A 25,151-nucleotide genomic window follows, 5' to 3' on the forward strand; every position below is an offset into this window, starting at 1 on the left:
CGAACCCCGCTCGTTACGGTGAGCACGTGTCCCCCCAGCCCGCAGCACCCCGCAGTCGCCGAGAGCGTCCGGCCAAGCCCGCCCTGACCCGGGACGGCATCGTCGCGACCGCAGTCGCGATCATGCGCGACGAAGGCCTCAAGCGCGTCACCATGCGCCGCCTGGCGCAGGAGCTCGACACGGGCCCGGCCTCGCTCTACGTGTACGTGCGCAACACCGCCGAGCTGCACGCGGCCATCCTGGACGAGCTGCTCGGCGCCGTCGACCTCTCCCCCGCCACCGCTCCGGGAGACTGGCAGGACCGTCTGGTGCGGATCCTGTCCTCGTACACCGCGGTGCTGTTCGAGCATCCGAGCCTCGCCCGCTCTGCACTGGTGGCGATGCCCCGCGGCGAGCACTACTTCGACCTGCTCGAAGCCCTCCTCGCGCTGCTCTGCGAGGGCGGCATCCCGGACGCGCAGGCCGCGTGGGGTGTGGACGCCCTTCTGCAGTACGCCACTTCGACAGCGGCCGAGCAGTCCACCCGCGACCGGGACGAGGACGCCCAGGGCGACTGGGACGCGCTGACCACCGCGCTGCGCGACGTGTCCGCGACGACCCACCCGCGCCTCGCGGCGCTGGGGGACGAGCTGCTGTCCGGGCCGGGAGAGGCCCGCCTCGGCTGGGGGCTGCGGGTACTGATCAACGGGATGCCCCACACACCCAGGCCGTCCACCACCGACGCTCCGTGACCTCCCGACCAGCTGTCGCGGCAGGTCAACGCGTCGCCGTGACGTCCAGGCGCACGGTCATCCGACGGCCGGTCAGGCCCTTCGCGGCGGTCACACCGAACGCGTAGCGGTCCACGACGGCCGACGCCACCACCGTCAGACGGCGGCCCTCGACCGTCACGCTCTCGACGGTGACGTCGACCGGCCGACTGACACCGAGGACGGTCAACTCCCCCGTCAGCAGTGCCCCGTCGGCCCCGACCTCGACACCGTCACCACGGAACGCGAACTCGGGATGGGCGGCCACGTCGAGGTAGTCGGCCGACCGGACATGTGCGTCGCGGCGCGCCACACCCGACTCGAACGTGTCCGCTCCGATCCGCACGTCCACCGTGGACTTCTCGACAGGTCCGGCCACGTCGATCCGTCCCCGCGTGATCCGGAAGCTTCCCCGCACCGGAAACAGCCCGAAGACCGTGCGCATACGGAAGTTCACGCTCGATGCCACCGGATCGATCTCGTACGTGCCGCTCTGCGGCACAGGATGTTCTCCCACTCGTGATGCCACCATGGCCTCCGTCGGTCCCGACGCCGCCGATGCGGTCGTCGGCCTCAGCATGTCAGGCGGCGCACGGCACCCGGCAGAGCGAGATGTCGTCGCGCGGCCGGTACAAATGTCACCGCCGACGTCGTCGGCACATGCGCCACGTCCACCCGACGTGCCCAACCGGCACCCCACGCATGGGTGTTCCACACCCGTTCCCACGTGCCCGTAGCACCCCGCACGGCGCTGCATGGTGCCACCCCACCGACACTGCGCAGGGGCAATGCGCCGAAGGACCGTGCACAAAGGTGTGTGGTGTGAGTACCCTTCGGCACCAACACACAGCCCCACAACCACAGGAAGCGGGCAGTCATGTCGGACAGCAACACGCTCAAGTCCCAGTACTCCGCCCAGGTGGACGCCGACCTCGAGCGCAACGCCAAGGAACAGGAACGCGTCACCGCCGAGTTGGCCGCACTTCAGGAGCAGCTCCAGACACTCGACCACGACCGCACCCTCCTGGTGGGAATGCGCGACGCACTCACCGGACCGGGCGCGGCACCGGTGACCGAGGAGGCGCCGGTCGCGCCGAAGGCGGCACCCGCCGCCGCGCTCCCCAAGGCACGCAAGCCGAAGGGCGAGAGCGCGACGCCCAAGCAGCGCGCGAAGAAGGAGGCCGGCAAGAAGCCCGCCGCGAAGAAGGCACCCGCCGCCGCGCAGGCCCGCACCCCCGGCTCCCCCACCCTGCGGGAGCTGGTCCTGAACCTCATCACCACGAGCACCGAGCCGCGTTCGGCAGCCGAGGTCACGACGACGCTCGCCGAGTCCCACCCGGAGCGCAAGGCCGGCGGCACGGTCGTCCGCAACACCCTCGAGTCCCTCGTCGCCCGCGGTCAGGCCGAGCGCACCAAGCAGAACAAGTCCGTGTTCTACACCGCCCTGCCGGCCACTGCGGCCACCACTGAGGACAGCGACAAGAAGGACGCTCCGGCGAACGCCTGAGAGACATCCGGCCCCCGCACCGCACAACCACCGCTATCGTGCGCTCTCATGGAACCCGCCTCTGAGACCTACACCGCACTGGCGTCCCGCATCCTGGCGGCGCCGCCGCGGTGCGGACCGGTCAGACTCGTCGCCGTGGACGGCCCGTCGGGGGCGGGCAAGAGCACGTTCGCCGAGCGCCTGGCGGGGGCACTCGGCGGCGCGCGGATCGTGCACACCGACGACTTCGCCTCGTGGAACGACCCGTTGGGCTGGTGGCCCCGCCTCGAGGAGCAGGTGCTCCAGCCGCTGGGGACCGGGGTGGCCGGACGGTTCCAGCGCTACGACTGGGAACGCCGCGAACTCGCCGAGTGGCACGACGTTCCCGTCGGCCACACCCTCGTCCTCGAAGGTGTGTCGTCGGCACGCCGGGCCGTCGCCGACCGTCTCACCTGCGCCGTGTGGGTCGAGACGGGACGCGCGGTGCGTCTGCGCAGAGGACTCATCCGCGACGGTGAGGACGCGCTGCCGCTGTGGCGTACGTGGATGGCCGCGGAGGACGAGCACTTCACCGAGGACGGGACGCGCGAGCGGGCCGACGTGGTGGTCGACGGCGACCCGCACACCGCGCCCGCCGACCCGGCGCACACCTACATGTGCCTGCAGTAGACACCTACATCCGTAAGGGAGTTCAGGACCGCTCGGCATGTGAGGTGCGCCGCGCCAGGATGTCCAGGACGCGCTCGCCCCACCGGAGGTTCTCCTCCTCGAAGGAACGCCCGCGCATCAACGTCAGGTAGGGACCGATGCGTTCGGCGTCGCGCAGGTACGTGTCCTCGTCGCGCCCGTCGAGGAGCCGCTCCCGAAGGCGTTCGTAGCGGGCCAGTTTGCCGCGCGCCCACCCCATGCGCTCCTCGACGAGCGCGCGCACGGCTTCCGGGTCCGCCCCGTCCGACGCCTGGATCTTGACCATGAGTTCGTCGCGGATGGCGGTGGGCCTCGGCGGGGCGACGGCGAAGTCGTCCAGGGCGGCGCGGCCCGCGTCCGTGAGCGTGAACATCCGCTTGTTCGGCCTGCGTTCCTGCGGCACGACCCGCGCCTCGACCAGGCCGTCCCCGGCGAGACGTTCCAGTTCACGGTAGAGCTGCTGCGGGGTCGCGGACCAGAAGTTGGCCACTGCCACGTCGAACACCTTGGCCAGGTCGTACCCCGACGCCTCGCCCTCCAGGAGAGCCGCGAGGACCGCGTGCTTCAGAGACATCTGGACACGCTAACACCGGCACGATTAATCTCGTCCGCACCTATTCAACAAATTGACTATGGAGCGCGCGCATGCAGGCATTCCGCAAGGCCGTGGAAGCGAACGACCCCGACGCCATGGAGGCGCTCCTCGCCGAGAACGTCGTGTTCACCAGCCCGGTCGCCTTCCACCCCTACCCGGGCAAGGCGATCACCGCCGCGATCCTGCGGGGCGTCACACGCGTCTTCGAGGACTTCCGCTACGTACGGGAGATCAACAGCGCCGACGGCCGCGACCACGCCCTGGTCTTCGTCGCCCGCGTCGGCGACCGCGAGGTCAACGGCTGCGACTTCATCCACCTCGACGAGGACGGGCTCATCGACGACCTCACCGTCATGGTGCGCCCCCTGTCCGGCGCCGAGGCACTCTCCGAGGCCATGGGAGCGCAGTTCGAGCGCATCCGGCAGGAGGCCGCGGGCGCGTAGCCGCCGCCACGGCGTGGAGGCCGGCCGGAACTACCAGCCCCGGCCGGCCTCCAGGAGCCGGTCACGGACGAGGCCGATGTGCGGGTTGTCCGGCGTTCCGGGGCGCTGGACGACGTATCCCGTGTTGAACGGCGGGTCCTGCGGGTCGTGGAGGAGGACGAGCGCCCCCGCGGCGAGCAGCTCGCGGCACAGATAGCGGGGCAGCACGCTGAACCCGGCCCCGGCCGCCACGGCGGACACGACACCACGCAGATCGGGCACGGTGACGGCGGCCTTGCAGGTCAGGCGCCTGCCGAAGACGTGGCGCCAGTAGCGGCGGACGATCGGGAGTTCCTCGGCGTACGTGATGAGCGGGACGGTGTGCAGCAGCCCCGGCCCCTCGGTGGCGATCCGGTTCGGGCCGCCGATGCGGTCCGCCCAGGCCGGGGCGGCGACCAGGACGAACTCCTCGTCCGCGAGGGGGACCGACGTCAGGTTGCGGCCGCGGGGCCGGGCAGTGGCGATGACGAGGTCGTGCCGGCCGGTGCGCAGCTCCGCCAGGAGCGGGTCGGTCAGTCCGGTCGTGACACGCAGCCGCACCCCCTTCTCGACCAGGGGCGCCAGCGCCGGCAGGACGCAGAGGCACAGCAGCTCGGCCGGTCCCGCCAGATGGACGGGCTCGGCAGCGGCGTCCGTGCCGGGGCCGCCCTGTCCGGCGACGGCCGAGAGGGCGTCGAGCGGGTCGACCACGCGGGACGCGAGCTCGTCCGCGAAGGGGACGGGAGCGACGCCGCGCGGCAGCCGCTCGAAGAGTTCGCGGTCCAGCTGCCGCTCCAGCGCGCGGATCTGTGTGGTCACGGTCGGCTGCGACAGGCCGAGCAGTCGCGCGGCCGCGGTGAAGGATCCCGACCGGTACACCGCGAGGAAGGTGCGCAGCAGATTCAGGTCCAGCGGGCCCGCGTGCGCCGTCCGGCCTATTCCCTCAGACCCATTCGAATCCCTATTCCTCATATTGGCCACCCTATTGGATTCCTATGGGAGGCCCGCCCTACGGTCGGTGCCATCGCCACACACTGACGATCTGGGCACACAGCGTCAGAGGTTCCGCGATCCGAACCCGTCCTCCGGGCCCGCGGGCCCGCACCCTCGGAGCACTCACCATGTCGAAGATCCTTTTCGTAGTCACCGGCGCCACCCACTGGACGCTGGCCGACGGCACCCTGCACCCCACCGGCTTCTGGGCCGAGGAGGCCGTCGCCCCGTACGAGGCCTTCAAGGCCGCGGGCCACGACATCGTCGTGGCCACGCCCGGCGGCGTCGTCCCGACCGTGGACAAGGCCTCCCTCGCACCCGAGGTCAACGGCGGCCAGGCGGGCGCGGACCAGGTGGCGGCGGCCCTCGCCTCGTTCGGTGAACTGCAGCACCCGGTGAAGCTGGAGGACGTGAACCTCGACGACTACGCGGCGGTGTTCTACCCCGGCGGCCACGGCCCCATGGAGGACCTCTCCGCCGACGCCGACTCGGGCAGGCTCCTCACCCTCGCCCTGGAGACGGGCAAGCCCCTCGGTATCGTCTGCCACGCCCCGGCCGCCATGCTCGCCGCGATCAAGAGTGACGGCACCAACGCCTTCGCCGGGTACGAGGTGACCGGCTTCACCAACACCGAGGAGGCCCAGGCCGGCTTCGCCGACAAGGCGAAGTGGCTGCTCCAGGACCGCCTCGTCAACGCGGGCGTGGACTTCCAGGAGGGCGAGCCGTGGGCCCCGAAGACCGTCGTCGACCGCAACCTGGTCACCGGCCAGAACCCGTCCTCCTCCGCCCCGCTCGCGGCCGAGCTCCTCAAGAAGCTGGCCTGACGATGAGCGCGGACCGGCTCGACGAGGTCCTCGGCGCCGCCTACGACTGCCCGACCAGGTACGGCGTCCGGCGCACCACGATGGACGACATCGCTTCCACGATGGGCGTGTCCCGGTCCGCGGTCCACCACTACGTTCGCAACAAGGACGACGCCTTCCGCCGGCTCGCGGGGCGTCTGCACAGGCAGGCGCTGGACGGGAGCTGCGGGCGGCCGCCGCCGAGGACACCCCCGTGGCCGAGCGCGTCCGAGGTGTCCTGGCCACCAAGCCAGAACTGGTGCTCCGCCTCGCCGGGGACTCGCCGCGCTCCGCCGAGCTGCTCGACGCCGGGGCCCGGCTGTTCGGCGACGTCTGCCACACGTTCACCGCGGATCTCCGCCGATTGCTGACCGGCCTGTTCACACAGGCGGGCACCCCCGCCGCCGTGGAACCCGCCGAGGCCGCGGACATCCGCATCGCCCTGGTGGTCGGCCTGGAGTCGGTGTCAGACGCACCGCAGTTGTTCACCCCGCCACGGACGCGCTGCTCGCAGGTCTCCTCGGCAGCCCGATGTCCGCGTGCACCTCGCGGGTGACAAGGCCCGGCGGGGCGCCGCACGGATCCGCGACGCACCCCGCCTGACCGGCCACACTGTGCCGACCGCAGGCCACCGCCGCGCCCTTCTCTCCGACTTCCTGCTCGACACCCGCCGAGCACCCCCTCGCAGGAGACCCCTCGTGACCGACATCGAAGACCTCGTCGCCCGCCTCCACGCCGCCTTCGCCCGTGGCCGCACCAAGCCGCTCGCCTGGCGCAGGGAGCAGCTCACCCGGCTGCGCGCCATGTTCACCGGGCACCGCGGTGACATCGCGGACGCCCTGTACGCCGATCTGCGCAAGCCGCGCGCCGACGTCTTCGCCACCGAAATCGACTTCCCCGTAAGGGAGATCGACCACACCCTGAACCATCTCGACGAGTGGCTGCGCCCCCGGCCCGTGGCGTCCGGCGCCCTCGCGGGCCTGCCCGACGGCTCGACCGCCGCAACGCAGTACGACCCGCTCGGCACCGTCCTCGTCATCGCGCCCTGGAACTACCCGGTGCAGTTGCTGCTCGTGCCGCTGGTGGGCGCGCTCGCGGCCGGCAACGCCGTGGTCCTCAAGCCGAGCGAGGTCACCCCGGCGACATCCGCGCTGATCGCCCGTCTGGTGCCCGAGTACCTCGACAAGGAGGCCGTCGCCGTCGTCGAGGGCGGCATCGCGGAGACCACCGAGCTGCTCGCCCAGCGCTGGGACCACATCTTCTACACCGGCAACGGCACGGTCGGCCGTATCGTCATGCGGGCCGCCGCCGAGCACCTCACCCCGGTCACCCTCGAACTGGGCGGGAAGTCACCGGTGTTCGTGGACCGCGACGTCAATCTCAACCGTGTCGCCGAGCGCCTCGCGGGCGCCAAGTTCCGTAACGCCGGGCAGACCTGTGTCGCCCCCGACTACGTGCTGACCGACCCGGAGACCGCCCCCGCGCTCGCCGCCGCGCTCGCCAAGGCGGTCGAGGCGATGTTCGGCACCGATCCGCAGGCCTCGGACGCGTACGGCCGCATCGTCAACGAGCGGCACTTCGACCGGGTGTCGGCGCTGCTCGACTCCGGGACGACGGCCTTCGGCGGGCAGACCGACCGCGACGACACCTATATCGCGCCGACCGTCCTCACCGGCGTGAAGCCCGACGAGCCGGTCATGCGCGAGGAGATCTTCGGCCCCGTCCTGCCCATCGTCGAGGTGGCCGGGCTCGACGAGGCCATCGAGTTCATCAACGACCGCGACAAGCCGCTCGCCCTCTACGGCTTCACCGAAAGCGAGGACACCCGGCGCCGCCTCGCCGACGAGACGTCCTCCGGCGGCATCGGATTCGGGCTGCCCATGGCCCATCTCCGCGTCCCCGAGCTGCCGTTCGGCGGAGTCGGCGAGAGCGGTCTCGGCAACTACCACGGCCCGCACTCCATCGCGACGTTCAGCCATCGCAAGGCCCGGCTCGACGTACCGCTGGGCTGAGCCCGGCGGGAGAGACGGGTCCCGGCGGCCCGCCCCTCTCGCAGCCGCGAGCCGTGCGTCTCAACTGCCTCGCATCCGCGAGTGTGTGGCAGTCATGTGGAGTTTGCCCGCACCCTGTGCCCCGCCCGCCTCCCGCGCCCTAGGCTGCCCGGTTGATCAACTCAATCCGTGCGCCGGGAGGCACCCCCATGGCAGAACAGAGCCGTTCGCCACGCGAGCCCGTGGAAGAAGCCGCACAACCTGAACGTGCCGATGGTCCCGGTGGTCCCGGACGGCGCAGGGTTCTCGCGTACCTGCTCGCCGCGCCGACACTCGCCGTCGGCGCGCGCCTCGGCCTGGACGCCGTGGGCGGTGAGTCCGCCGAGGCCGCGGTGCCTTCGGTGCCGCAGCCGGAGGAGCTCTTCGACCTCGGTGACATGCAGACCCTGGCGGCGGCGCCCACGTCCGGTCTCATCTCCGTCCAGGTGCACGCGGACGGGACGGCGTCGTTCGCGGTCCCGCGCGCCGAGGTGGGCCAGGGCATGACGACGGCGGTCGCCATGATGATCGCCGAGGAGATGGACCTCCCCCTGGCGAAGGTACGGGTGTCACTCGCCGACGCCCGCCCGGAACTCCTGATGAACCAGCTGACCGGCGGCTCCAACTCGATGCGCAGCATCTACCTCCCGGTCCGCTCCGCGGCGGCCGTCGCCCGGCAGCGGCTCGTCGCCACGGCCGCGCAGCAGTGGGGCGTACCGGAGTCCGAACTGACCACACGGGACGGCGTGATCACGCACGGCACCGCGAAGAGCGCGACGTACGGCTCGCTCGCCGAGGCCGCCGCCAGCGCGCGGACCGTCACCGCCTCCGCCCACCTCAAGTCCACGTCCGACTTCACGATCCTGGGCACACCGCAGAACCGGATCGACGCGCGGGACATCGTGACCGGGCGCAAGAAGTTCGGCATGGACCTTCACGTGCCCGACGCCAGACCGACCATGGTGCGCAGGCCGCCCACGGTCAACGGCACGGTGGTCTCCGTCGCGAACGCCGACGCCGTCAGGAACATGCCGGGCATCACCGATGTCGCCACCGTCAAGCACGGCGTCGCGGTACGCGGCGAGACGTTCGGCCAGTGCATCGACGCACTGCGCGCGCTCGACGTGACCTGGGGACCCGGCACCGTGGACAAGGAGTCGGACGACACCGTCCTCGCCAAGCTCAGAGCCGCGGCGCTGCCCATGGTCGTGCCGCCGCTCCTCACGAAGAAGATCGACGCCGAGTTCACCTTCGCGTTCGCCAGCAACAGTCCGCTGGAGCCGGACAACGCGATAGCGGACGTGCGCTCCGACCGCGCCGAGATCTGGGCGAGTCTCAAGGTCCCCATCGTGGCGCAGCGGGACATCGCCGACCGGCTCGGGCTTCCGCAGACGGCCGTCACCGTCCATGTGGTCGAGGGCGGCGGCTCGTTCGGTCGGCACCTCTTCCACGACGTGGCCGCCGAGGCCGCCGAGATCTCTCAGAAGATGGGCAAGCCGGTCAAGCTGTCGTGGTCGCGTACCGACAACTTCCGGCAGGGCAGAACCCATCCGATGTGCGTCTCGCGGGTGCGCGCCACCTACGCGCTCGGCAACGTCGTCAGCTACGAGCAGCGCCACACCAGTTCGCAGACCGACTTCGGGCACGGGCTCGGAGAGATGATCACGTCGACGGCGGCGAAGCTGCCGGTGGCCGGCAACCTCACGTTCGCCGAGACCATCTTCCAGCTGACCCAGTCCACGCCGTACAACTTCGGTGTCACCACGCAGCTCCTCAACGAGGTGCCGCTGAAGTTCAACACCGGCAGCATGCGCAACATCTACTCGCCCAATGTGGCGTGTGCCCGCGAACTCGTCGTCGACCTGCTGGCCGCGAAAATGGGCAAGGACCCGGTCGCGTTCCGCCGTGAGTTCCTCAAGGAGGAGCGCCTGCGCGCCGTCCTGGACAAGGCGGTCGAGGCCGGGGAGTGGGGCAGGGCACTGCCCGCCGGTGTCGCGCAGGGGATCGCCCTGCACACGGAGTACCGCGGCGCGGTCGCCTCGCTCGTCGAGATCGACTGCCGGCCGGAGACGGTGAACCGCAAGGTCAGGGACGGCGTCACCGGTCCGCGCGTGACCCGCGCCCTGATGGTCGTCGACGCCGGGTTCGCCATCAACCCCCGTGGTCTCGAGGCCCAGATGATGGGCGGGATGAACGACGCGCTCGCCATGGCCCTCACCTCCAGCCTGCACATCAAGGACGGCATCCCGCTGGAGGGCAGCTGGGACCACTACTTCTACACGCGACAGTGGAACACCCCGCCCGACCTGCGCGTCATCGTCATGCCGTCCACCGGTGACAAGCCGTCAGGAGCGGGCGAGCTGGGCGTCGCGCCCGCGTTCGCCTCCATCGCCTGCGCCTACGCCCGTGCCACGGGCACGCTGCCGACGAGCTTCCCGATCAACCACGCCACCCTCTCCTTCGACCCGCTGCCGCTCGAACCGTCCACGCCCCAGTCCCCCACCGACGGTCTCGACCGCGCCTTCTGAGGAGCCCCGCCATGCCCAGTCACACCTTCACGCTCAACGGCGAGCAGATCACGGTCGAGGCCGAGGACGACGTACGGCTGCTGTGGGTCCTGCGCGACCTGCTCGGCGTCACGGGACCCAAGTACGGCTGCGGCCTCGGCGTGTGCCAGGCCTGTACGTCGCACATCAACGGCAAGGCGTTCAACCCGTGTTCGGTGCCGGTGTCGAAGATCGGCCCCGACGACGAGGTCACCACCATCGAGGGCCTGCCCGCCACCGTGGGCAAGGACCTCCACCCGATGCAGGAGGCCTGGCTCGACCTCGACGTCGCGCAGTGCGGGTACTGCCAGCCGGGCCAGATCATGACGGCGGTCGCCAAGGTCCGGCGCGCTGCCGAGGAGGGACGCGACATCACCGACGCGGACCTCGACGAGATCCGCAACATCTGCCGCTGCGGCACGTACACCCGCATCCGCGAGGCGATCAGGGCGGGCGCCAAGAACATGTGAGGAGCCGCAACGCCGCGGCCGGCTACGTCAGCGGCCGCGGCGGCGCGGGTCCCCTGCCGACGTCGCGCACGAGGTCCAGGCCGAGCACCCGGTCCACGTACGCGAAGGTCTCGAAGAGCGCTCCGGCCGGGGCGTCCCCCGCGTGCTCCAGGCGGTGCAGCGTGCGCAGCACCCCGGGCAGGTCGAGGTCGTCCTCCAGACAGTCACGGATGCTGTCGCGGGCGGGTGTCGGCATGGGCCGCGAAGGGCTGTCCGCCCAGGTGGCCACCGCGTGGCGCCAGCGCAGGAGCGTGTGGTGGGCGACGGACACCGACGCGGAGGCGAGGCGCAGCGTCTCGGTGCGCGGTGCGGTCAGCAGGGCGAGGCGCAGGGCCAGCGGGTCGTCGGCCCGGTCCGCGACACCGTCAGCGGCGTGCGCGTCGGCGACACCGAGCCGGATGACGTCCCCGTCCGCCGCCTCCGATGCTTCCTCGCTCCGGCTCAGACGGACGGCGAACGGCCCGCCCAGCTCACCCTCCACGCCTCGCTCGTCGCCATGGGCGGCGACCGGATGCATGCCGAGTTCGGCGGCCCGCACCTGGAGCGCGGCGCGTCTCTCGTCGGCGCCGTCCGGGCAGATCAGCCCCGTGTACGCGATGGTTCCCGACAGTTCGAGTACGCGGGTCAGCACGTCGGCGACGAGCATCGCCCGCACGTCGGTGAGCGCCTCGCCGCCCTCGGGAAGAGCCACGGGCACGCCGATGCGCACCACGCTCCGGTGCATCACCGGAGCGACAGGAAGACCCGAACAGGCATCGACGAGGCGCAGCATGGCGCGAAGCCTATGCGCAACTCCCTCCGCCCGCCGAGACGTGCGGCCGAATCGGGACCTCGCGCGTCGCGGATCGAGGGGCCACGCCCGGCGTTCAGGCTCAACTGTCCCACGTCACAGGCGCGTTGAGCGGACCGTCACGTGTGGCGGACCCTGAGACCGGTGACGGCCAGCAGGAGTACGGCCGCGGCCTGGATCGCGGCCACCACGGAGATCAGTACCGGGATCGAGACGTCGTAGAGCGCCCCCGTCAACGCCCCTCCGGCGAACGCGGCCACACCCACGACCGCGGCGAAGACGCCGTAGGCCGTCGCCCTGCGGCCCGGCGCGACGAGATCGGCCACGACGGCGCGCAGGGTGGACTCCTGCACACCGGTCGCCGCACCCCACACCAGCGCGCCGAGCACGACCGGCGTGAGGGAGTCGGTGAACGCGAGCGCGGGGACGGCCGCCGAGAGGACCGGCAGAACGATCAGCACACGGGGCCCGACCCGGTCGTACACCCACCCGGTCGCCAGCGCGGCCAGCGCGTCGACGGCCATGGCTGCCGCGTAGAGCAGGGGCACGGCGGCGGTCGGGACGAGCCCGCGGGCGACGAGGTGGAAGGAGAGCACACCGAAGGTGGCGAAGCCCGTCATCGTCGCGGCGGTGAAGGACGCGTACACCCAGAAGTCGCGCGGCAGTCGGGCGCCGGGGTGCGGCTGCTCGCTCCTGGGCGCGACCGCGCGTTCGTAGGCCGCCGGTTCGGGGACCTGGCGCCGCAGCCATACGAGCAGGGCGAGTACGGCGACGCCGGGCGCCGCGAGGACCGCGAGCGTGGGTCCGTAGTCGTCGCCCGTCAGAGCCAGCATCCCCGCCACCGTCAGCGGGCCGAGCAACGCGCCGACCTGGTCCAGCGCCTCGTGCACCGCGAACCCCTTGCCGAGACCGGTGGCCGCGGCCGCGTGCGAGAGCAGTGTGTCCTTGGCGGGTGAACGCACCGCCTTGCCGACCCGCTCGGCGATGACGAGCGCGCAGGCCGCCCACAGCACTCCGGTCAGGCCGAGCGGCGGGACGCTGGCGACGGTCAGCGCGTAGCCGGCGATCGCCCACCCCCAGAACCGGCCGCTGCGGTCGGCCAGCGGTCCCGAGCCGAGGCGCAGCAGGAGGGCCGCCGCCTCGCCCGCTCCCGTCACCGCGCCGACGACGGCCGCGGATGCGCCGAGCGAGGCGAGGAGCGGGCCGGTCACCGAGCGGGCGCCCTCGTAGACGAAGTCGGCGAGGAGGCTGACCACGCCGAACCAGACCACGAAGCGCCAGGGCCTCATCGCTGCCGCCTCTTGGGTCATCCGGCCTCCTCCCCGTCGTCGTTCGGGTGCGTCGGCGCCGCCCCCGGCCGATGATTTCGCGCCGCACGGGGAGTCTCCCCTTCGACACCCCACTCGAGAAGGTGGATCGATGACCAGCTTGCAGGACATTTTCGCGCCGCACGTCCGTGACGGTTCGCTGCCGGGGGCGGTGGCGCTGGTGGCCCGGGGTGACCGGGTGGAGGTGGAGACCGCCGGCTCGGCCGCCCTCGGTGGCGGCTCCCCGATGGCCCGGGACTCGATCTTCCGGATCGCCTCGATCACCAAGCCCATCACGGCCGCCGCGGTGATGATGCTGGTCGACGAGGGACGGATCGCGCTGGACGACCCGGTCGACCGGTGGCTTCCCGAGATCGCGAAACCGGTCGTGGTCCGCACGCCGGACGCTCCCGTCGACGACGTGGTCCCGGCGGCCCGGCCGATCACGGTGGCCGATCTGCTGACGTTCCGAGCGGGATGGGGCTTTCCGTCCGACTTCTCGCTGCCGGCGGTCCAGTCGCTGTTCGGTCTCCAGAAGCACGGCCTCTCCCCCCAGCTCGTCCCGCCGCCCGACGAGTGGATGGTGCGTCTCGCCCGTGTCCCGTTGCTCGACCAGCCCGGTGAGGCGTGGCTGTACAACACGTGCTCCGACATCCAGGGGGTGCTGATCTCCCGGGTGACGGGGAGCACGCTGCCGGACTTCCTGGCGGAGCGCCTCTTCGATCCGCTCGGTATGACCGACACCGGATTCGCGGTACCGCCCGGCAAGCTCGACCGGTTCACCACGTCCTATCGCCCCCGCCCGGAAGGCGGCCTCGAACGGGCGGACGCGCCCGACGGGCAGTGGAGCAGTCTGCCCGCGTTCCCGTCCGGCGCGGGCGGGCTCGTCTCGACCGTCGACGACTGGCACGCCTTCGCCCGGATGCTGCTCGCACAGGGCGTCGCGGGCGGCAGGCGGCTCCTGTCGTCCGAGGCGGTGCGGCAGATGACGACGGATCATCTGACGGCCGCCCAGCGTGAAGCCAGCGGCCTGTTCACCGAGGGGCAGGGCTGGGGCTTCGGCGGCTCGGTCGACGTGGCGCCCAACGATGCGTGGAACGTCGTGGGCCGCTACGGCTGGGTCGGCGGCACCGGGACCGCGGCGCACCTCGTCCCGTCCACGGGCGCGGTCGCCGTCCTGCTCACGCAGGTGGAAATGACCGGTCCGACCCCGCCCGCGCTGATGCGCGACTTCTGGCGGTACGCGGCGGCCGAGACCGCCTGACCGTCAGGCGCCCGCACGCGAGACGACCCCGACACGCGTCACGCACCGCTCGGCGAGCCCCCGGGCCGCACCCTCGCCCGGTACGGCGAGTGGCTCGCCTCGCGGTGACGGGGCGGACCTTCAGTGCGCGATCGAGTCGATCAGCTCGCGCGCTCCCTGGCGCAACAGGGCCACGGCGACCGAGGTGCCGAGGGTGGCGGGGTCGAGAGGGCCGGCCCACTCGTGCGCGTTGAGCACGGTCTTCCCGTCGGGGGTGAACACGCAGGCCCGCAGCGACAGGTCACCGCTGCGCTCCGCCCTGGCGAACCCTGCGATGGGACTGTTGCAGTGCCCCTGGAGTACGTGGAGGAACATGCGTTCCGCACTGGCCTCACGGTGCGCGTCGGGGTCACCGAGCCCCGAGATCGTGTCGATCAGATCGGTGTCGCCCTCACGGCACTGAAGGGCCAGGATCCCGGCGCCGATCGGCGGGCACATGACCTCGGCCGAGAGGACCTCCGTGATCACATCCGTACGGCCGATGCGTTCGAGGCCGGCGGCGGCGAGGAGGAGCGCGTCGGCGTCGCCGGCCGCGAGCTTCTCCAGGCGCCGGTTCGCGTTGCCGCGCATCGGGACGCACTCGAGGTGCGGGTACGCGGCGGCGAGCTGCGCGATGCGGCGCACGGACGAGGTGCCGATCCGCGTGCCGGCGGGGAGTCGGTCGAGCGTGAGGCCGTCCGGGTGGATGAGGGCGTCCCGGATGTCGTCCCGCTTGAGGAAGGCGGCGAACACCGTTCCGGCGGGCAGGGGGCGGTCGGCGGGGACGTCCTTGACGCAGTGCACCGCGAGATCGGCCTCACCGGCGAGCAGCGCGGCGTCGACCTCCTTGGTGAACGCCCCCTTCCCCTCGACGAGGGACAGGTCGCCCATCCACTTGTCGCCGGTCGTCTTGACGGGGACGACCGTCGTGCGGATCTCCGGGTGCAGGGCGGCCAGTTCGGCACGTACGCGCTCGACCTGGGCCAGCGCCATGGGCGAGTCGCGGGAGACGATGCGGATCAGTTCAGGGGCGGACATGGCCCCAGGATAGGGGGTCACGTCCGCCCCGCCCGCGTGACGTGTTCAGCCGGTGGGCGTGAACTTGTCACCCGTGACCGTGACCTGGCGCCCGGCCGGTGTGTCGGTCGACGTGCTGCTCAGGCAGCTGCCGGACGCGGGGTCGGTGACGGTCGGGAGGCTTCCCGTGTAGGTGTTGCCCCCTTCCGTCCCTACGGGCTTGCCGTAGGTGACGGTGACCTGTTGCGAGCAGCCCGCCGTCAGATACGGCTCGATGAACCCCTGGTCGGAGGGCTTGAAGCGGCCGGACGCCACCGGGAGCCTGAAACTGCCGATGTGCGCGACATCGGCGCCGGTCTCGGTGTTGACGACCTCGCCGTTCATCAGTTGCGTCGTGCCGTCGTCGCTCACCCGCGAGAGCTGGACGGCGTACATCGTGCCTTTCGTGTAGGGGAATTGGACGGCGCAGCTGACGCCCGCGCCTCCGTCGGCGCCGTACGTGCAGTGGCTGTCCGTGGTGGTGGCGTTGGCGTTGAAGGAGCTGAAGATGGCCTGGAGCGTGGGCTTTCCGTCGACGGCCGGCTTGGGCTGGAAGCCCGCGTACGGCCGGGTCCCGCTCTCCAGGGTGGTGTAGTACGCGAAGTAGATGCCGGACGCGTCGGGCGCCGACTCGAACGACATCGGCAGGGTCAGCTCGGTGACGGGTGTCGGTGCGCCCGTCGTCCAGCGGACGGTGGGCGTCGAGGCCCAACTCTCGCCCGCCGCACCCAACGTGAGCAGTACGGCGGCTCCGGCGGCTGTGGCCAGACGTAGCGGCTTCATCGTCTCTCCTCGGACTCGGTGGTGTGCGGGCTGCGCGACAGCATGTAAGCGTTTGCTATCCACTCGCAAGAGGGCTCGGAATGTTTCTGTCTTTTACTATGGCGGCGGCGATTTGACGGGTAGTAACCGCTCACATCGACAGGGCGGCCCGCACACCCCGCACCGGCACACGAAAGGCGAGAAGTCCGTGGACACGAGCCAGGTCCGGCACACCGACGGCGACATCACGGTCCGCAAGGGAGGAGCCGAGTTCATCGACCGTCTCGCGCCCCTGTGGCTCGCGCTGCACGCCCATCACCAGTCCGTGCAGCCCGGGTTCACCTACTTCCCCGACGAAAGCTCCTGGGAGCTGCGCCGCGACTGTTACCGGCGCTGGATCCTCGACGAGGGCTCGTTCGTCCTGCTCGCCGAGCGCGACGGACAGCCCGTCGGCTACGCCTTCGTGCAGATCGAGGAAGGCCCCGACGACACCTGGGTGAGCGGTGACCGCATCGCCGATCTCCAGACGCTGTCCGTCCTCCCGGCCGAGCGCGGCCACGGCATCGGCACGCGCCTGCTCGACCTGGTCGACGCCGAACTGGACCGCATGGGCATCACCGACCTGCTCATCGGCACACTGGCCGCGAACACCGGGGCCCAGCGCCTCTACGAACGCCGCGGTCTGCGGCCGGCGTTGGTGTACTACGCCCGGTTCGGCGCCGACGACGCGAAGCCCGCGTAGGGACTCATCCCTCGCTGGGCCGTGCCCGCACATGGAGCCGTTCGCCCTGGGGGCCGAACAGGGAGAGGAACTCCACGGGGTACGTACCGGCGTTGGCGAAGCCGTGCGGGGTGCGCGTGTCGAATTCGGCGGCCTCGCCGGCCGTCAGGACGAGGTCGTGCTCGCCGAGGGCCAGATGCAGGCGGCCGGTGAGCACGTAGAGCCACTCGTAGCCCTCGTGCGTCTTCTGTTCGGGCCGTACGCCCTCGCCGAGTTCGCGCACCGGCATGATCTGTTTGTAGGCGTGCAGGCCGCCGAGGTGCCGGGTCAGCGGGATGAAGGTGTGGCCGTGGCGGGTGATGGGGCGCGGGTGGATCCGGGGGTCGCCCGTGTCGGGGGCGCCGACCAGCTCGTCGAGCGCCACGTGGTGGGCCTTCGCCAGTGGCAGCAGCAGTTCCAGCGTGGGCTTGCGCTGCCCTGACTCCAGGCGCGAGAGGGTGCTCAGCGAGATACCGGTCTCCTCGCTCAGCTGGGCCAGGGTCGTGCCGCGCTCGCGCCGCAGGGCCCGCAGCCGCGGCCCCACGCCGGCCAGGACCGGGGTGAACTCGTCGTCGCTCATGCTCCGATTTTGCTCCTACGGCAAAGAACTTTGTCAATCGGACGGGAGTCGGCGCAGTCTCGGTGACGAATGGAGGAGATCCCATGAGTAGTCACCAGAGCGAGCAGACCAGCCGGCGGACGAGGCAGCGGACGGAGCCCACGATGAGCGTTCGGCCTTCGCAGGACGAGCAGACGTACGACGTCGTGGTGATCGGCGGTGGAGCCGCCGGACTGAGCGGGGCCCTGGCCCTGGGGCGGGCGCGCCGCTCCGTCCTCGTGATCGACGCGGGGGAGCCGCGCAACACCCCGGCCGACGGCGTGCACAACTACCTGGGCCGCGAGGGCACACCTTCCGGCGAGCTGCTGGCCACCGGCCGCGAGGAGGTGCGCCGGTACGGCGGGGAGATCGTGACGGGGCGCGTCGCCACGGCCGTGCGCGACGGCGACGGATTCCGGGTCGTGCTCGACGACGGCGGCGCGGTGTGGGCCTCCCGCCTCCTGGTCACGACGGGCCTCGTGGACGAGCTGCCGGAGGTGCCCGGCCTTGCCGCGCTGTGGGGCTCGGACGTCCTGCACTGCCCGTACTGCCACGGCTGGGAGGTCCGCGACCGAGCGGTCGGCGTCCTCGGGACGGGACCGGCCGCGGTGCACCAGGCCCTGATGTGGCGGCAGTGGACCGAGAGCGTCACCCTCTTCCTGCACACGGCGCCCGAGCCGAGTGACGAGGAGTACGAGCAGCTCGCCGCCCGCGGCATCAGCGTGGTCGACGGCACGGTGGGCGCGCTGGAGCTCGAGAACGGTCGGCTGGCCGGGGCACGCCTGCAGCGCGGGACGCTCGTGCCGGTCCAGGCGCTGGTGGTCGCGCCCCGGTTCACCGCGCGCGCCGGCTTCCTCGGCTCCTTGGGGCTCGAAACTTCGGAGCAGGAGATGAACGGCATGGTGATCGGCACCCGCATCCCCGTCGGCCCCACCGGTCAGACCGAGGTACCGGGTGTGTGGGCGGCGGGCAACGTCACCGAGCTGACCGAGCAGGTCATCGGCTCGGCCGCCGCGGGACTGCGTGCGGCCGCGGCCCTCAACGCGGACCTGATGGCTCAGGAGACCCGGGCCGCCGTCGAGGCACGGCGCGCCGACTTCTCCGACGTGTCAGATGCCGCCGGCCTGTCCGACTTCTCCCCGGAGGCCGAACGCCGGGTGTCCGAGCGGGTTCTCGGCACCCGGCGTCACGGCCTGTGACGCGGGGAGGCTTCCTCGGGCCGCACACCTTGAGCCGCCCTCCCGGCGCAGTGCGGCGCGCGTCCCGTCGTCCACGAACCCCGCCTCGACGGCGGCCCAACGATCCCGCCGGGCATCCCGGTGGCGGCGCGCCCTCGCACAGCCCTGGCAGGCGGCCTCGATCCTGGGAAGGCCTCCTCGGGCCGCACACCTCGAACCGCCCCCGGCGCAGTGCGGCGCGCGTCCCGTCGTCCATGAACCCGGCCTCGACGGCGGCCCAACGATCCCGGCGGGCATACCGGTGGCGGCGCCCCTCGCGCAGCCTCTGGCATGCGGCCTCGATCATGTCGTCGAGGCCGATGCCGGGCCGGACGTGGGTGGCGGGCGGCGATCAACCGGCCGTCGCGGTCTCAGGACGCCCGACGGGCTCCGCCCCATGGGCCGCACGGCGTGTCGGGTCAGCCGCCGCCCAGCCCGCCCTGCGCGGCCACCATCGTCATGCCGAGGCCGCCGACCGCCTTGCCCAGGCCGGGGGCCACGGCGTCGAGGCGTCCCGTCAGTTCCTCGATGCGTGCCTTGCGGGCGCGGGCGTCCGCGCGGGAGACGACCGACCGGATGCCGCCGGCGGCGGCCAGGGCCACCAGCGCGGCGTCGGCGGGCGCGATCAGCGGGGCGGGCTCGGTGCCGTGCAGGAGCCCCGCCGCCGTGGCCTGGAGCGAGGTGACGGCGGACGGGTCCCGCACCGTCACCGCGCGCCGTGACCGGCCGAAGGAGCTCTTCTCCTCGACGGCGAGCACCCCCTGGGCGACGAGCCGGTCCTCGACCGCGAGCAACGTCTCCTTGCGGTCGTGCCTCAGCCAGGACTTCCAACCGCGCCGGTCACGCGCGACATGTCCGAGCGTCAGGTCGAGGACCGGATCCCCGGTCGGTCCGGGCTTCGCGACGGACACATCGCCGTGGGAGGAGACGAGGTTCCCCCGGATCGCCAGCTCGGCCAGGACGGCGGCCCGCAGCAGGAATCCGGTCCTCGTACGGTCGTAGAGGTCGTGGGCGGGGGTGTCGTAGGCCATGAGGTAGATCCGGCCGTACAGGGTCTGCGTCATGACATCGACGCTACGACGCTCATGCGCGGGAGTGACCCGCCCGGCGGGTGGAACGCCGCCGGACACGACGGACGAGCGGTCCGGGCGTTGGTCCTGACGGGTGAGTCACGCCCGGATCACCGGCGGATGTCAGGCGCTCTCCTTGACGTAGGCCTCCAGCCGGTCCGCGAGCTCCGTCGGGTGACTCAGCGCCGCCAGATGTCCGCCCGGTACCTCGTCCGGAATGATGCCGAGCCGGTCCTCCGCCACCCGGCGCTGGAAGTCGGCGGGGAAGAAGCGGTCATCGCGGCCGACCACCACCCGCGTCTCCACCGCCGGCCACACGTCGAGGGTGAACGGTGTGGCGAAGACCGCCTCGGACTCGTCCTGGTCGTGCTTCGCCGACGCGTCGATCTGAGCCTGCGACAGGTCGTGCAGGAAGTACGTCTCCAGGTCGGTCTCCCCGTCGGGGTCACGGCCCTCGCGCGCGTCGTTCGCGCGGCGGGCCGCCTCCTGGCCGGTGTTGGCCCACCACTCCCCCGGTGTCTCGCCGGGCCTCGGGATCATCCCGTTGACCAGTACGAGGAGCGACACGGGCAGGCGCGGGCAGACCAGCGGCGCGGTGAACCCGCCGAGGGACTGCCCCACGACCACCAGGTCGGAGCGGTCTCCGACCGCGTCGACGACCGTGTCCACGTACTCCGGAAGGCCCGCCCGGTCGTCGTTGCCGGGGAGGTCCACGGAGACGACGTCCCGCCCCCGGCGGCTCAGTTCGTCACTGACCCCGTGCCAGTACCAGGCCGAGCCGCCGGCTCCGGGGATCAACACGTACGTGGTCATGGTGCACCCTCCACGATGGGACCGTCCGTCTTCTCTGTGACCGTCGCCGTGACGACCGCCCTCTCTCCGACTGTCGGTCCCCGCGGAACTCACCGCATGTCGACAGGCCTCTTTCCGGACTCGAACGGGAAGCGGCGGCGGAAGTCGTCGGCCGCGTCCTCCAGGGTGCAGAAGGAGACTCCGTCGTGGGCCGAGACGTAGTCGATGAAGCGTTCCAGCATCAGCAGCACCTGGGGGCGCCCCGACACGTCCGGGTGCAGGGTCACCGGGACGACCGCGTAGTCGAGCTCGCGGTGCACCCAGTCGAACTGGTCCTTCCAGTCCTGTTCGAGCGCGCGCGGGGACACGTAGCCGTGGCTGTTGTGGGAGTGCTTGTTGAACATCATGGGCGGGAGGTCGTCCACGTACCAGTTGCCGCAGAACTCGACGAGGTCGACCTCGTGACCGTGGATGAGGGGCTTCATCCAGTCCTTCGCCTCACCGGCGTAGTCGATCTTCGTCCAGGAGTCGCCGACGCGGGCGTAGAAGGGGGTGAAGTCGCGGTAGTTCTGGGAGTGGTCGTAGGAGAAGCCGTACTTGTGGAGCAGTGCGGCGGTGGACTCGGACATCTCCCACCAGGGGGCGACGTAGCCCTTGGGCCTGCGGCCGGTGAACTGCTCGATCAGCTCGACGGACTTCGCGAGGACGTCCTCCTCCTGCTGGGGAGACATCGCGATGGGGTTCTCGTGGCTGTAGCCGTGCGCGCCGATCTCGTGGCCCGCCTCGACGACCATGCGCGTCTGCTCGGGGAACGTCTCGATCGAGTGGCCGGGGATGAACCACGACGTGCGGATGCCGTGGCGTTCGAACAGCTTGAGCAGGCGGGGGGTGCCGATCTCGCCGGCGAAGACACCGCGCTGGATGTCGTTCGGGGAGTCCTCGCCGCCGTAACTGCCGAGCCAGCCGGCGACGGCGTCGACATCGACTCCGAGGGCGATCTTGATGTCCTTCATGGGTGGCGGCTCCTAGTTCACAGGGCGGTACGGATACGGGCGACGGCGTCGTCGAGCGCGGCGGTGTCGGTGGGCGTCCAGTCGCGTTCGGCCGTGCTGTGGACGGAGATCCAGCCGGTCATGGCTCCGGCGGTTTCCACGGGCGCGAGCATCTGGGCCCGCACCCCGTAGACGTCGATGAGGGCCTGCGGCGGGTGGGGGTCGGCGTGGAAGTGGGGCTGGATCAGGGGCTGCCTGTGCTGTTCGAGCCACACGACGGTGTTCAGGTTGCGCTGGTCGAGCGAGGCGTCGCGGCGGATCGGGCGGACGCCGGGGCGCAGCGCCTCTCCGGCGGTGAGGTCGACGTGCAGGCCGAGCTCGGGCAGGTCGACGCGGAACGTGGTGCGGTCGGCGCCGGTCGCAGCGAGCAGGCCGGTGAGGGTGTCCTGGATCAGGGCCCGCAGGCTGCCCGAGCGGAGCAGGTCGCCGTGGCCGGTGAGGCGGGGTGCGACGCCCGCGAGGTCGAGGGCCTTCCAGAGGGTGACGGTGACCGAGTCCAACACCGGTATGCGCAGGGCCTGTTCGAGGCGTTCGGCCGCCGGGGCGCCGTGCACGTTCGTGCAGAGGACGGCCACCGCGTGCGTGTCGTCCTCGGCGGCCCGCTCGATCTGGCGGGCGACGTCGGCGGCGGGGATCCGGGCGAAGGCCTCGTTGTCGTCCTCGCCGAACGGCTCCGCGAGGGAGCAGGTGATCCCCTCCTTCGCGTACGTGTCGACGATCCGCTCGCACACGTCCCGGGTGTAGGGCAGCGCGAGTCCGAGCCGGGTGACGCCGTACGCGGCGCAGGCGTCGAGGAGGGCGAGCGTGGAGGTGGTGGCGGGGATGCCGGTCTCGGCGGTGACGGCGGCGGCGAGTGCGCGGTCGCGCTCGATGCCGAGCCAGGAACCCGAGGTGCCGTTCCACGCGATGACGTCGACCTTGGCATCGGCGAGCTGCCGTGCCGCGGCCAGCATCGGGCCGGGGTCGAACTGGGCGTCGCTGTCCCCGTCCAGGGCGATCCGGGTCACCGGAACGCGCGCGAAGTGGGCGGTCGCGGCGTTCGTGCCGTGCAGGAGGGCGTAGGTCTCCGGCTCCAGGGCGGTGTTGGACGACGGTGTGAGCATCCCGAGGCGGGGCGGTGTGTGACTGGTCATCGGGTGGCGAGCCTCCTGGAGTAGTCGATGACGAGGGACGAGACGGTGAACAGGACTCCGGCGCCGACGAAGTAGAGCAGCGCCCAGGTGTAGGAGCCGGTGCCGCCGACGATGAACCCGACGGCGATGGGCGTGACGATTCCGGCGATGTTGCCGGAGAGGTTCATGGCGGCGCCGACGACGCCCGCGTTGGCCCGGCCGCCGAGGATCGAGGGCAGGGACCAGTAGAGGCCGGCCCAGCGCAGGAAGAAGAGCACGACGGAGAGCAGCGCGACGGCGGTCAGGGCGTCGGGGACGAGGACGACACCGAGGAGCCCGGCGACGACGGCGGCGCCGGCGATGCCCATCAGGGTGCGCATGACGCGGTTGGCTCCGGCGCCGGTGGCCTGCCAGCGGTCGGAGATCCAGCCGCCGGTCAGCTCGCCCACGAAGCCCGCGCCGAAGATGGCGAGGGTGGACCAGCCGATGGTCTTGATGTCGAAGCCTTTGGTCTCCGAGAGGTAGAGCGGGCCCCAGGTGAGGATGCCGTAGAAGACGCCGTTGAAGCCCATCCAGCCCAGGCACATGCCCCAGAACGAGCGGTGCTTGAGGTAGGCGCCGAGACGGGCGCGCCGGTCGGTGCCGGCGGCTGCGTCCTCGGCTTCGTGGGCGCGGTCGATGTAGTCGGCCTCCGCGGCGTTGACACGTCGATGGGCGCGCGGGGTGTCGCGCAGGAACCACAGGGCGAAGAAGCCGATGGCCGCGGTGAGGACACCGGCGACGACGAAGCTGATGCGCCAGCTGCCGGTCCAGGCGATGAGTCCGGAGATGGCGATGCCGCCGAGTGCGGAGCCGAGCGGTGCGCCGCCGTCCATGAGCACGGCGCCGCGGCCGCGTTCCTTCGCGGGCAGCCAGTTGGCGTTGAGTTTGCCGCCCGCGGGCATGACCGGGGCCTCCACCGCGCCGAGGAGCAGGCGGAACCCGAGGAGGGAGCCGACGCCGGTGGCCGCGCCGGTGAGTCCTGTCGCGACGCCCCAGCCGATGCAGGCGCCGCCGGCCATGTAGCGGGGCCCGAAGCGGTCGATGAGCCAGCCGCTGGGGATCTGCATCAGGGCGTACGTCCAGAAGAACGCGCTGAGGACGAAGCCGGTGACCTCCTTGGAGAGGTGGAGGTCCTCGGTGATGAGGGGCAGCGCCACGGAGACGGATCCGCGGTCGATGTAGTTGAGGGCCACGACGGCCAGCAGAAGGACGAAGACTTTCCAGCGGGTGCGTGTGGGCCGGGCGGCGGGGGCGGGCCCCGCGTCGGCCCCGGTTCTTTCATCTGTGCTGTGTACGGGGTTGACCTGCGACATGGCGGACCCTCGATTCGGCAGACTTCGGGTACGTGCTGACGTGCAACTTCCGCGCTATGGCATACCAAACAATGAAGGGAACCCCAGGGCCCCGTCAAGCGTTTGGTATACCGTAGGGGCAACTTTTCGGGGAGGACACATGACACAGGGCCAGACCCGGGACGCCACGTCCCCGACCGGAGCGGGGTGGTTGCGCGACCAGGTCTGCGAGGGGATCCGCGACCAGATCATCGGCGGCAGGCTCAAGCCGGGCGACCGCCTCGTCGAGCGCGACGTGGCCGAGGAGTTCGGCGTCTCCCGCATCCCGGTGCGCGAAGCCATCCGCATCCTGATGAGCGAGGGGTTCCTCCAGGCCCTGTCCCCGCGGCGCATCGTCGTCAAGGAACTGTCACGCCAGGACGTGGCGAACCTCTTCGACCTGCGCGAGGCCCTGGAGGTCCTCGCGGCGCGCCGCGCGGCGGAGAACGCGGACGAGGCTCAACTCCGGCAGATGCAGCGCCTGTTGGAGAGCGCCCGCAAGGCGACTCTCGCCGGGCGCCCCGAGCGTGTGTCGCGCGCCAACACGGCGTTCCACCACCACATCGTCGAGATGGCGGGCAACGACCTCCTCGCCGCGACCCTCGAACCCCTGGAGGGCCGGCTGCGCTGGCTGTTCCATCAGATCGACGACCCCACGTCGGTGTGGGAGGAGCACCGACGCCTCTACGAGACGATCGCCGCGGCCGACCCCGAGGAGGCGGCCGCGTGCGCGCTCCGGCATGTGCGCCACTACAGGGAGGTGGCGCTGCGCCTCCTGTTCGACGCCCCCGACACCTACTGATCAGCGTGGCCGGCCGGCCACGGGTCGGCCCGCCGCGGCATCTCCTCGAGCCCGGATTGGCGCACAGGACTTGGGGGTCGCACCCCTCGGGAGGGATGCCGCGGCGGGGCGCAAGCCCCCCCCGACCGCCCCGCCCCGCCCTCCCCCGGCCCCCCCCGCCACGCGACCCCCGCGCGCACCGCCCCCCCCGGCCCCGGCGCCCGCCCCGCCCCCCCCCCCCCCCGCCCCCCCCCCCCGGCCCCCGCCCCCCCCCCCCCCCACCCCGCCCCCCCGGCACGAC

26 protein-coding genes are annotated in these 25,151 nt (G+C 71.6%); 13 read left to right on the plus strand and 13 right to left on the minus strand.

Going from position 1 to position 25,151, the window contains the following annotated elements; all coding sequences use genetic code 11:
• Window positions 1-26 precede the first annotated feature (26 nt).
• Entirely contained in the window at window positions 27-731 is a 705-nt protein-coding gene (locus ACFC96_RS11215; RefSeq protein ID WP_376611619.1) for a TetR/AcrR family transcriptional regulator, read from the plus strand.
• A gap of 25 nt (window positions 732-756) precedes the next feature.
• Here ACFC96_RS11215 and ACFC96_RS11220 read toward each other — a convergent pair whose 3' ends face one another.
• Window positions 757-1,266 (minus strand): YceI family protein, encoded by a 510-nt coding sequence (locus tag ACFC96_RS11220; RefSeq protein WP_376253514.1) that lies wholly within the window; start codon window positions 1,264-1,266, stop codon window positions 757-759.
• A 360-nt stretch (window positions 1,267-1,626) separates the two neighbouring features.
• Between ACFC96_RS11220 and ACFC96_RS11225 the strand changes: the two genes are divergently transcribed.
• On the plus strand, window positions 1,627-2,256 hold the full coding sequence (locus ACFC96_RS11225) for a hypothetical protein (RefSeq protein WP_376611621.1): 630 nt from the start codon (window positions 1,627-1,629) through the stop codon (window positions 2,254-2,256).
• Between the two features lie 48 nt (window positions 2,257-2,304).
• On the plus strand, window positions 2,305-2,904 hold the full coding sequence (locus ACFC96_RS11230) for a uridine kinase (RefSeq protein ID WP_376611623.1): 600 nt from the start codon (window positions 2,305-2,307) through the stop codon (window positions 2,902-2,904).
• A gap of 22 nt (window positions 2,905-2,926) precedes the next feature.
• On the opposite strand, the gene ACFC96_RS11235 is transcribed toward ACFC96_RS11230, so the two are convergent.
• Window positions 2,927-3,496 (minus strand): PadR family transcriptional regulator, encoded by a 570-nt coding sequence (locus tag ACFC96_RS11235; RefSeq protein ID WP_376253505.1) that lies wholly within the window; start codon window positions 3,494-3,496, stop codon window positions 2,927-2,929.
• Window positions 3,497-3,567: 71 nt separating this feature from the next.
• Between ACFC96_RS11235 and ACFC96_RS11240 the strand changes: the two genes are divergently transcribed.
• A complete protein-coding gene (locus ACFC96_RS11240) occupies window positions 3,568-3,960 on the plus strand; it encodes a nuclear transport factor 2 family protein (protein WP_340460021.1) in 393 nt (130 codons plus the stop codon).
• 30 nt (window positions 3,961-3,990) lie between these two features.
• Here the strand turns inward: ACFC96_RS11240 and ACFC96_RS11245 are convergent, their stop codons facing one another.
• A complete protein-coding gene (locus ACFC96_RS11245) occupies window positions 3,991-4,950 on the minus strand; it encodes a LysR family transcriptional regulator (RefSeq protein WP_376611625.1) in 960 nt (319 codons plus the stop codon).
• Window positions 4,951-5,099: 149 nt separating this feature from the next.
• Here ACFC96_RS11245 and ACFC96_RS11250 point away from each other — a divergent pair, with 149 nt between their 5' ends.
• The 5 genes from ACFC96_RS11250 (at window position 5,100) to ACFC96_RS11270 (ending at window position 10,859) form a co-directional block, all read left to right on the plus strand.
• Window positions 5,100-5,795: a type 1 glutamine amidotransferase domain-containing protein gene (locus ACFC96_RS11250; RefSeq protein ID WP_376611627.1), complete on the plus strand. Its 696-nt coding sequence runs from the start codon at window positions 5,100-5,102 to the stop codon at window positions 5,793-5,795.
• Window positions 5,796-6,027: 232 nt separating this feature from the next.
• Window positions 6,028-6,369 (plus strand): hypothetical protein, encoded by a 342-nt coding sequence (locus ACFC96_RS11255; RefSeq protein WP_376612310.1) that lies wholly within the window; start codon window positions 6,028-6,030, stop codon window positions 6,367-6,369.
• 142 nt (window positions 6,370-6,511) lie between these two features.
• On the plus strand, window positions 6,512-7,825 hold the full coding sequence (locus ACFC96_RS11260) for an aldehyde dehydrogenase family protein (protein WP_376611629.1): 1,314 nt from the start codon (window positions 6,512-6,514) through the stop codon (window positions 7,823-7,825).
• A 188-nt stretch (window positions 7,826-8,013) separates the two neighbouring features.
• Window positions 8,014-10,371 carry a molybdopterin cofactor-binding domain-containing protein gene (locus ACFC96_RS11265; protein WP_376611631.1) on the plus strand — a complete coding sequence of 786 codons (2,358 nt, stop codon included), beginning with the start codon at window positions 8,014-8,016 and terminating at the stop codon, window positions 10,369-10,371.
• A gap of 11 nt (window positions 10,372-10,382) precedes the next feature.
• Window positions 10,383-10,859: a (2Fe-2S)-binding protein gene (locus ACFC96_RS11270; RefSeq protein WP_376253481.1), complete on the plus strand. Its 477-nt coding sequence runs from the start codon at window positions 10,383-10,385 to the stop codon at window positions 10,857-10,859.
• Between the two features lie 22 nt (window positions 10,860-10,881).
• On the opposite strand, the gene ACFC96_RS11275 is transcribed toward ACFC96_RS11270, so the two are convergent.
• Both ACFC96_RS11275 and ACFC96_RS11280 read right to left on the minus strand, forming a co-directional pair.
• Entirely contained in the window at window positions 10,882-11,670 is a 789-nt protein-coding gene (locus ACFC96_RS11275; protein ID WP_376611633.1) for a hypothetical protein, read from the minus strand.
• Between the two features lie 137 nt (window positions 11,671-11,807).
• Window positions 11,808-12,998, minus strand: a complete 1,191-nt coding sequence (locus ACFC96_RS11280) for an MFS transporter (protein ID WP_376611634.1) — start codon at window positions 12,996-12,998, stop codon at window positions 11,808-11,810.
• Between the two features lie 109 nt (window positions 12,999-13,107).
• Between ACFC96_RS11280 and ACFC96_RS11285 the strand changes: the two genes are divergently transcribed.
• Window positions 13,108-14,259 (plus strand): serine hydrolase domain-containing protein, encoded by a 1,152-nt coding sequence (locus tag ACFC96_RS11285; protein ID WP_376611636.1) that lies wholly within the window; start codon window positions 13,108-13,110, stop codon window positions 14,257-14,259.
• Between the two features lie 120 nt (window positions 14,260-14,379).
• On the opposite strand, the gene hemC is transcribed toward ACFC96_RS11285, so the two are convergent.
• Window positions 14,380-15,315: a hydroxymethylbilane synthase gene (gene hemC, locus ACFC96_RS11290; protein ID WP_376253471.1), complete on the minus strand. Its 936-nt coding sequence runs from the start codon at window positions 15,313-15,315 to the stop codon at window positions 14,380-14,382.
• A 45-nt stretch (window positions 15,316-15,360) separates the two neighbouring features.
• Entirely contained in the window at window positions 15,361-16,116 is a 756-nt protein-coding gene (locus tag ACFC96_RS11295) for a hypothetical protein (protein WP_376611638.1), read from the minus strand.
• Window positions 16,117-16,303: 187 nt separating this feature from the next.
• On the opposite strand from ACFC96_RS11295, the gene ACFC96_RS11300 reads away from it, so the two are divergent.
• Window positions 16,304-16,837, plus strand: a complete 534-nt coding sequence (locus ACFC96_RS11300) for a GNAT family N-acetyltransferase (protein ID WP_376611640.1) — start codon at window positions 16,304-16,306, stop codon at window positions 16,835-16,837.
• Between the two features lie 4 nt (window positions 16,838-16,841).
• Here ACFC96_RS11300 and ACFC96_RS11305 read toward each other — a convergent pair whose 3' ends face one another.
• Window positions 16,842-17,435 (minus strand): helix-turn-helix domain-containing protein, encoded by a 594-nt coding sequence (locus ACFC96_RS11305; RefSeq protein WP_376611642.1) that lies wholly within the window; start codon window positions 17,433-17,435, stop codon window positions 16,842-16,844.
• 143 nt (window positions 17,436-17,578) lie between these two features.
• On the opposite strand from ACFC96_RS11305, the gene ACFC96_RS11310 reads away from it, so the two are divergent.
• Complete coding sequence (locus ACFC96_RS11310; protein WP_376611644.1) at window positions 17,579-18,652, plus strand: NAD(P)/FAD-dependent oxidoreductase; 1,074 nt, start codon at window positions 17,579-17,581, stop codon at window positions 18,650-18,652.
• A gap of 437 nt (window positions 18,653-19,089) precedes the next feature.
• On the opposite strand, the gene ACFC96_RS11315 is transcribed toward ACFC96_RS11310, so the two are convergent.
• From ACFC96_RS11315 to ACFC96_RS11335, 5 genes are all read right to left on the minus strand, one after another.
• Window positions 19,090-19,734 carry a GPP34 family phosphoprotein gene (locus ACFC96_RS11315; RefSeq protein ID WP_376611646.1) on the minus strand — a complete coding sequence of 215 codons (645 nt, stop codon included), beginning with the start codon at window positions 19,732-19,734 and terminating at the stop codon, window positions 19,090-19,092.
• Between the two features lie 129 nt (window positions 19,735-19,863).
• Window positions 19,864-20,553 (minus strand): alpha/beta fold hydrolase, encoded by a 690-nt coding sequence (locus ACFC96_RS11320; RefSeq protein WP_376611648.1) that lies wholly within the window; start codon window positions 20,551-20,553, stop codon window positions 19,864-19,866.
• A gap of 89 nt (window positions 20,554-20,642) precedes the next feature.
• The gene (locus ACFC96_RS11325; protein WP_376611650.1) at window positions 20,643-21,545 is read right to left on the minus strand and encodes a polysaccharide deacetylase; all 903 of its coding nucleotides are present in this window, start codon (window positions 21,543-21,545) and stop codon (window positions 20,643-20,645) included.
• A 17-nt stretch (window positions 21,546-21,562) separates the two neighbouring features.
• A complete protein-coding gene (locus tag ACFC96_RS11330) occupies window positions 21,563-22,717 on the minus strand; it encodes a GAF domain-containing protein (RefSeq protein WP_376611651.1) in 1,155 nt (384 codons plus the stop codon).
• The gene (locus tag ACFC96_RS11335) at window positions 22,714-24,051 is read right to left on the minus strand and encodes an MFS transporter (protein WP_376611653.1); all 1,338 of its coding nucleotides are present in this window, start codon (window positions 24,049-24,051) and stop codon (window positions 22,714-22,716) included. The genes ACFC96_RS11330 and ACFC96_RS11335 overlap by 4 nt, the downstream gene beginning before the upstream one ends.
• A gap of 139 nt (window positions 24,052-24,190) precedes the next feature.
• Between ACFC96_RS11335 and ACFC96_RS11340 the strand changes: the two genes are divergently transcribed.
• Window positions 24,191-24,871: a GntR family transcriptional regulator gene (locus tag ACFC96_RS11340; protein WP_376253448.1), complete on the plus strand. Its 681-nt coding sequence runs from the start codon at window positions 24,191-24,193 to the stop codon at window positions 24,869-24,871.
• Window positions 24,872-25,151: the final 280 nt, after the last annotated feature.

Source organism: Streptomyces sp. NPDC055955 (assembly GCF_042270245.1).
GTDB lineage: Bacteria > Actinomycetota > Actinomycetes > Streptomycetales > Streptomycetaceae > Streptomyces.

Coding starts and splice junctions, on each gene's coding strand:
- ACFC96_RS11225 (WP_376611621.1), top strand. CDS start 1,627: ATGTCGGACAGCAACACGCTCAAGTCCCAGTACTCCGCCCAGGTGGAC.
- ACFC96_RS11230 (WP_376611623.1), top strand. CDS start 2,305: ATGGAACCCGCCTCTGAGACCTACACCGCACTGGCGTCCCGCATCCTG.
- ACFC96_RS11235 (WP_376253505.1), bottom strand. CDS start 3,496: ATGTCTCTGAAGCACGCGGTCCTCGCGGCTCTCCTGGAGGGCGAGGCG.
- ACFC96_RS11240 (WP_340460021.1), top strand. CDS start 3,568: ATGCAGGCATTCCGCAAGGCCGTGGAAGCGAACGACCCCGACGCCATG.
- ACFC96_RS11245 (WP_376611625.1), bottom strand. CDS start 4,950: ATGAGGAATAGGGATTCGAATGGGTCTGAGGGAATAGGCCGGACGGCG.
- ACFC96_RS11250 (WP_376611627.1), top strand. CDS start 5,100: ATGTCGAAGATCCTTTTCGTAGTCACCGGCGCCACCCACTGGACGCTG.
- ACFC96_RS11265 (WP_376611631.1), top strand. CDS start 8,014: ATGGCAGAACAGAGCCGTTCGCCACGCGAGCCCGTGGAAGAAGCCGCA.
- ACFC96_RS11270 (WP_376253481.1), top strand. CDS start 10,383: ATGCCCAGTCACACCTTCACGCTCAACGGCGAGCAGATCACGGTCGAG.
- ACFC96_RS11275 (WP_376611633.1), bottom strand. CDS start 11,670: ATGCTGCGCCTCGTCGATGCCTGTTCGGGTCTTCCTGTCGCTCCGGTG.
- ACFC96_RS11280 (WP_376611634.1), bottom strand. CDS start 12,998: ATGACCCAAGAGGCGGCAGCGATGAGGCCCTGGCGCTTCGTGGTCTGG.
- ACFC96_RS11285 (WP_376611636.1), top strand. CDS start 13,108: ATGACCAGCTTGCAGGACATTTTCGCGCCGCACGTCCGTGACGGTTCG.
- hemC (WP_376253471.1), bottom strand. CDS start 15,315: ATGTCCGCCCCTGAACTGATCCGCATCGTCTCCCGCGACTCGCCCATG.
- ACFC96_RS11295 (WP_376611638.1), bottom strand. CDS start 16,116: ATGAAGCCGCTACGTCTGGCCACAGCCGCCGGAGCCGCCGTACTGCTC.
- ACFC96_RS11305 (WP_376611642.1), bottom strand. CDS start 17,435: ATGAGCGACGACGAGTTCACCCCGGTCCTGGCCGGCGTGGGGCCGCGG.
- ACFC96_RS11310 (WP_376611644.1), top strand. CDS start 17,579: ATGAGCGTTCGGCCTTCGCAGGACGAGCAGACGTACGACGTCGTGGTG.
- ACFC96_RS11315 (WP_376611646.1), bottom strand. CDS start 19,734: ATGACGCAGACCCTGTACGGCCGGATCTACCTCATGGCCTACGACACC.
- ACFC96_RS11320 (WP_376611648.1), bottom strand. CDS start 20,553: ATGACCACGTACGTGTTGATCCCCGGAGCCGGCGGCTCGGCCTGGTAC.
- ACFC96_RS11325 (WP_376611650.1), bottom strand. CDS start 21,545: ATGAAGGACATCAAGATCGCCCTCGGAGTCGATGTCGACGCCGTCGCC.
- ACFC96_RS11330 (WP_376611651.1), bottom strand. CDS start 22,717: ATGACCAGTCACACACCGCCCCGCCTCGGGATGCTCACACCGTCGTCC.
- ACFC96_RS11335 (WP_376611653.1), bottom strand. CDS start 24,051: ATGTCGCAGGTCAACCCCGTACACAGCACAGATGAAAGAACCGGGGCC.
- ACFC96_RS11340 (WP_376253448.1), top strand. CDS start 24,191: ATGACACAGGGCCAGACCCGGGACGCCACGTCCCCGACCGGAGCGGGG.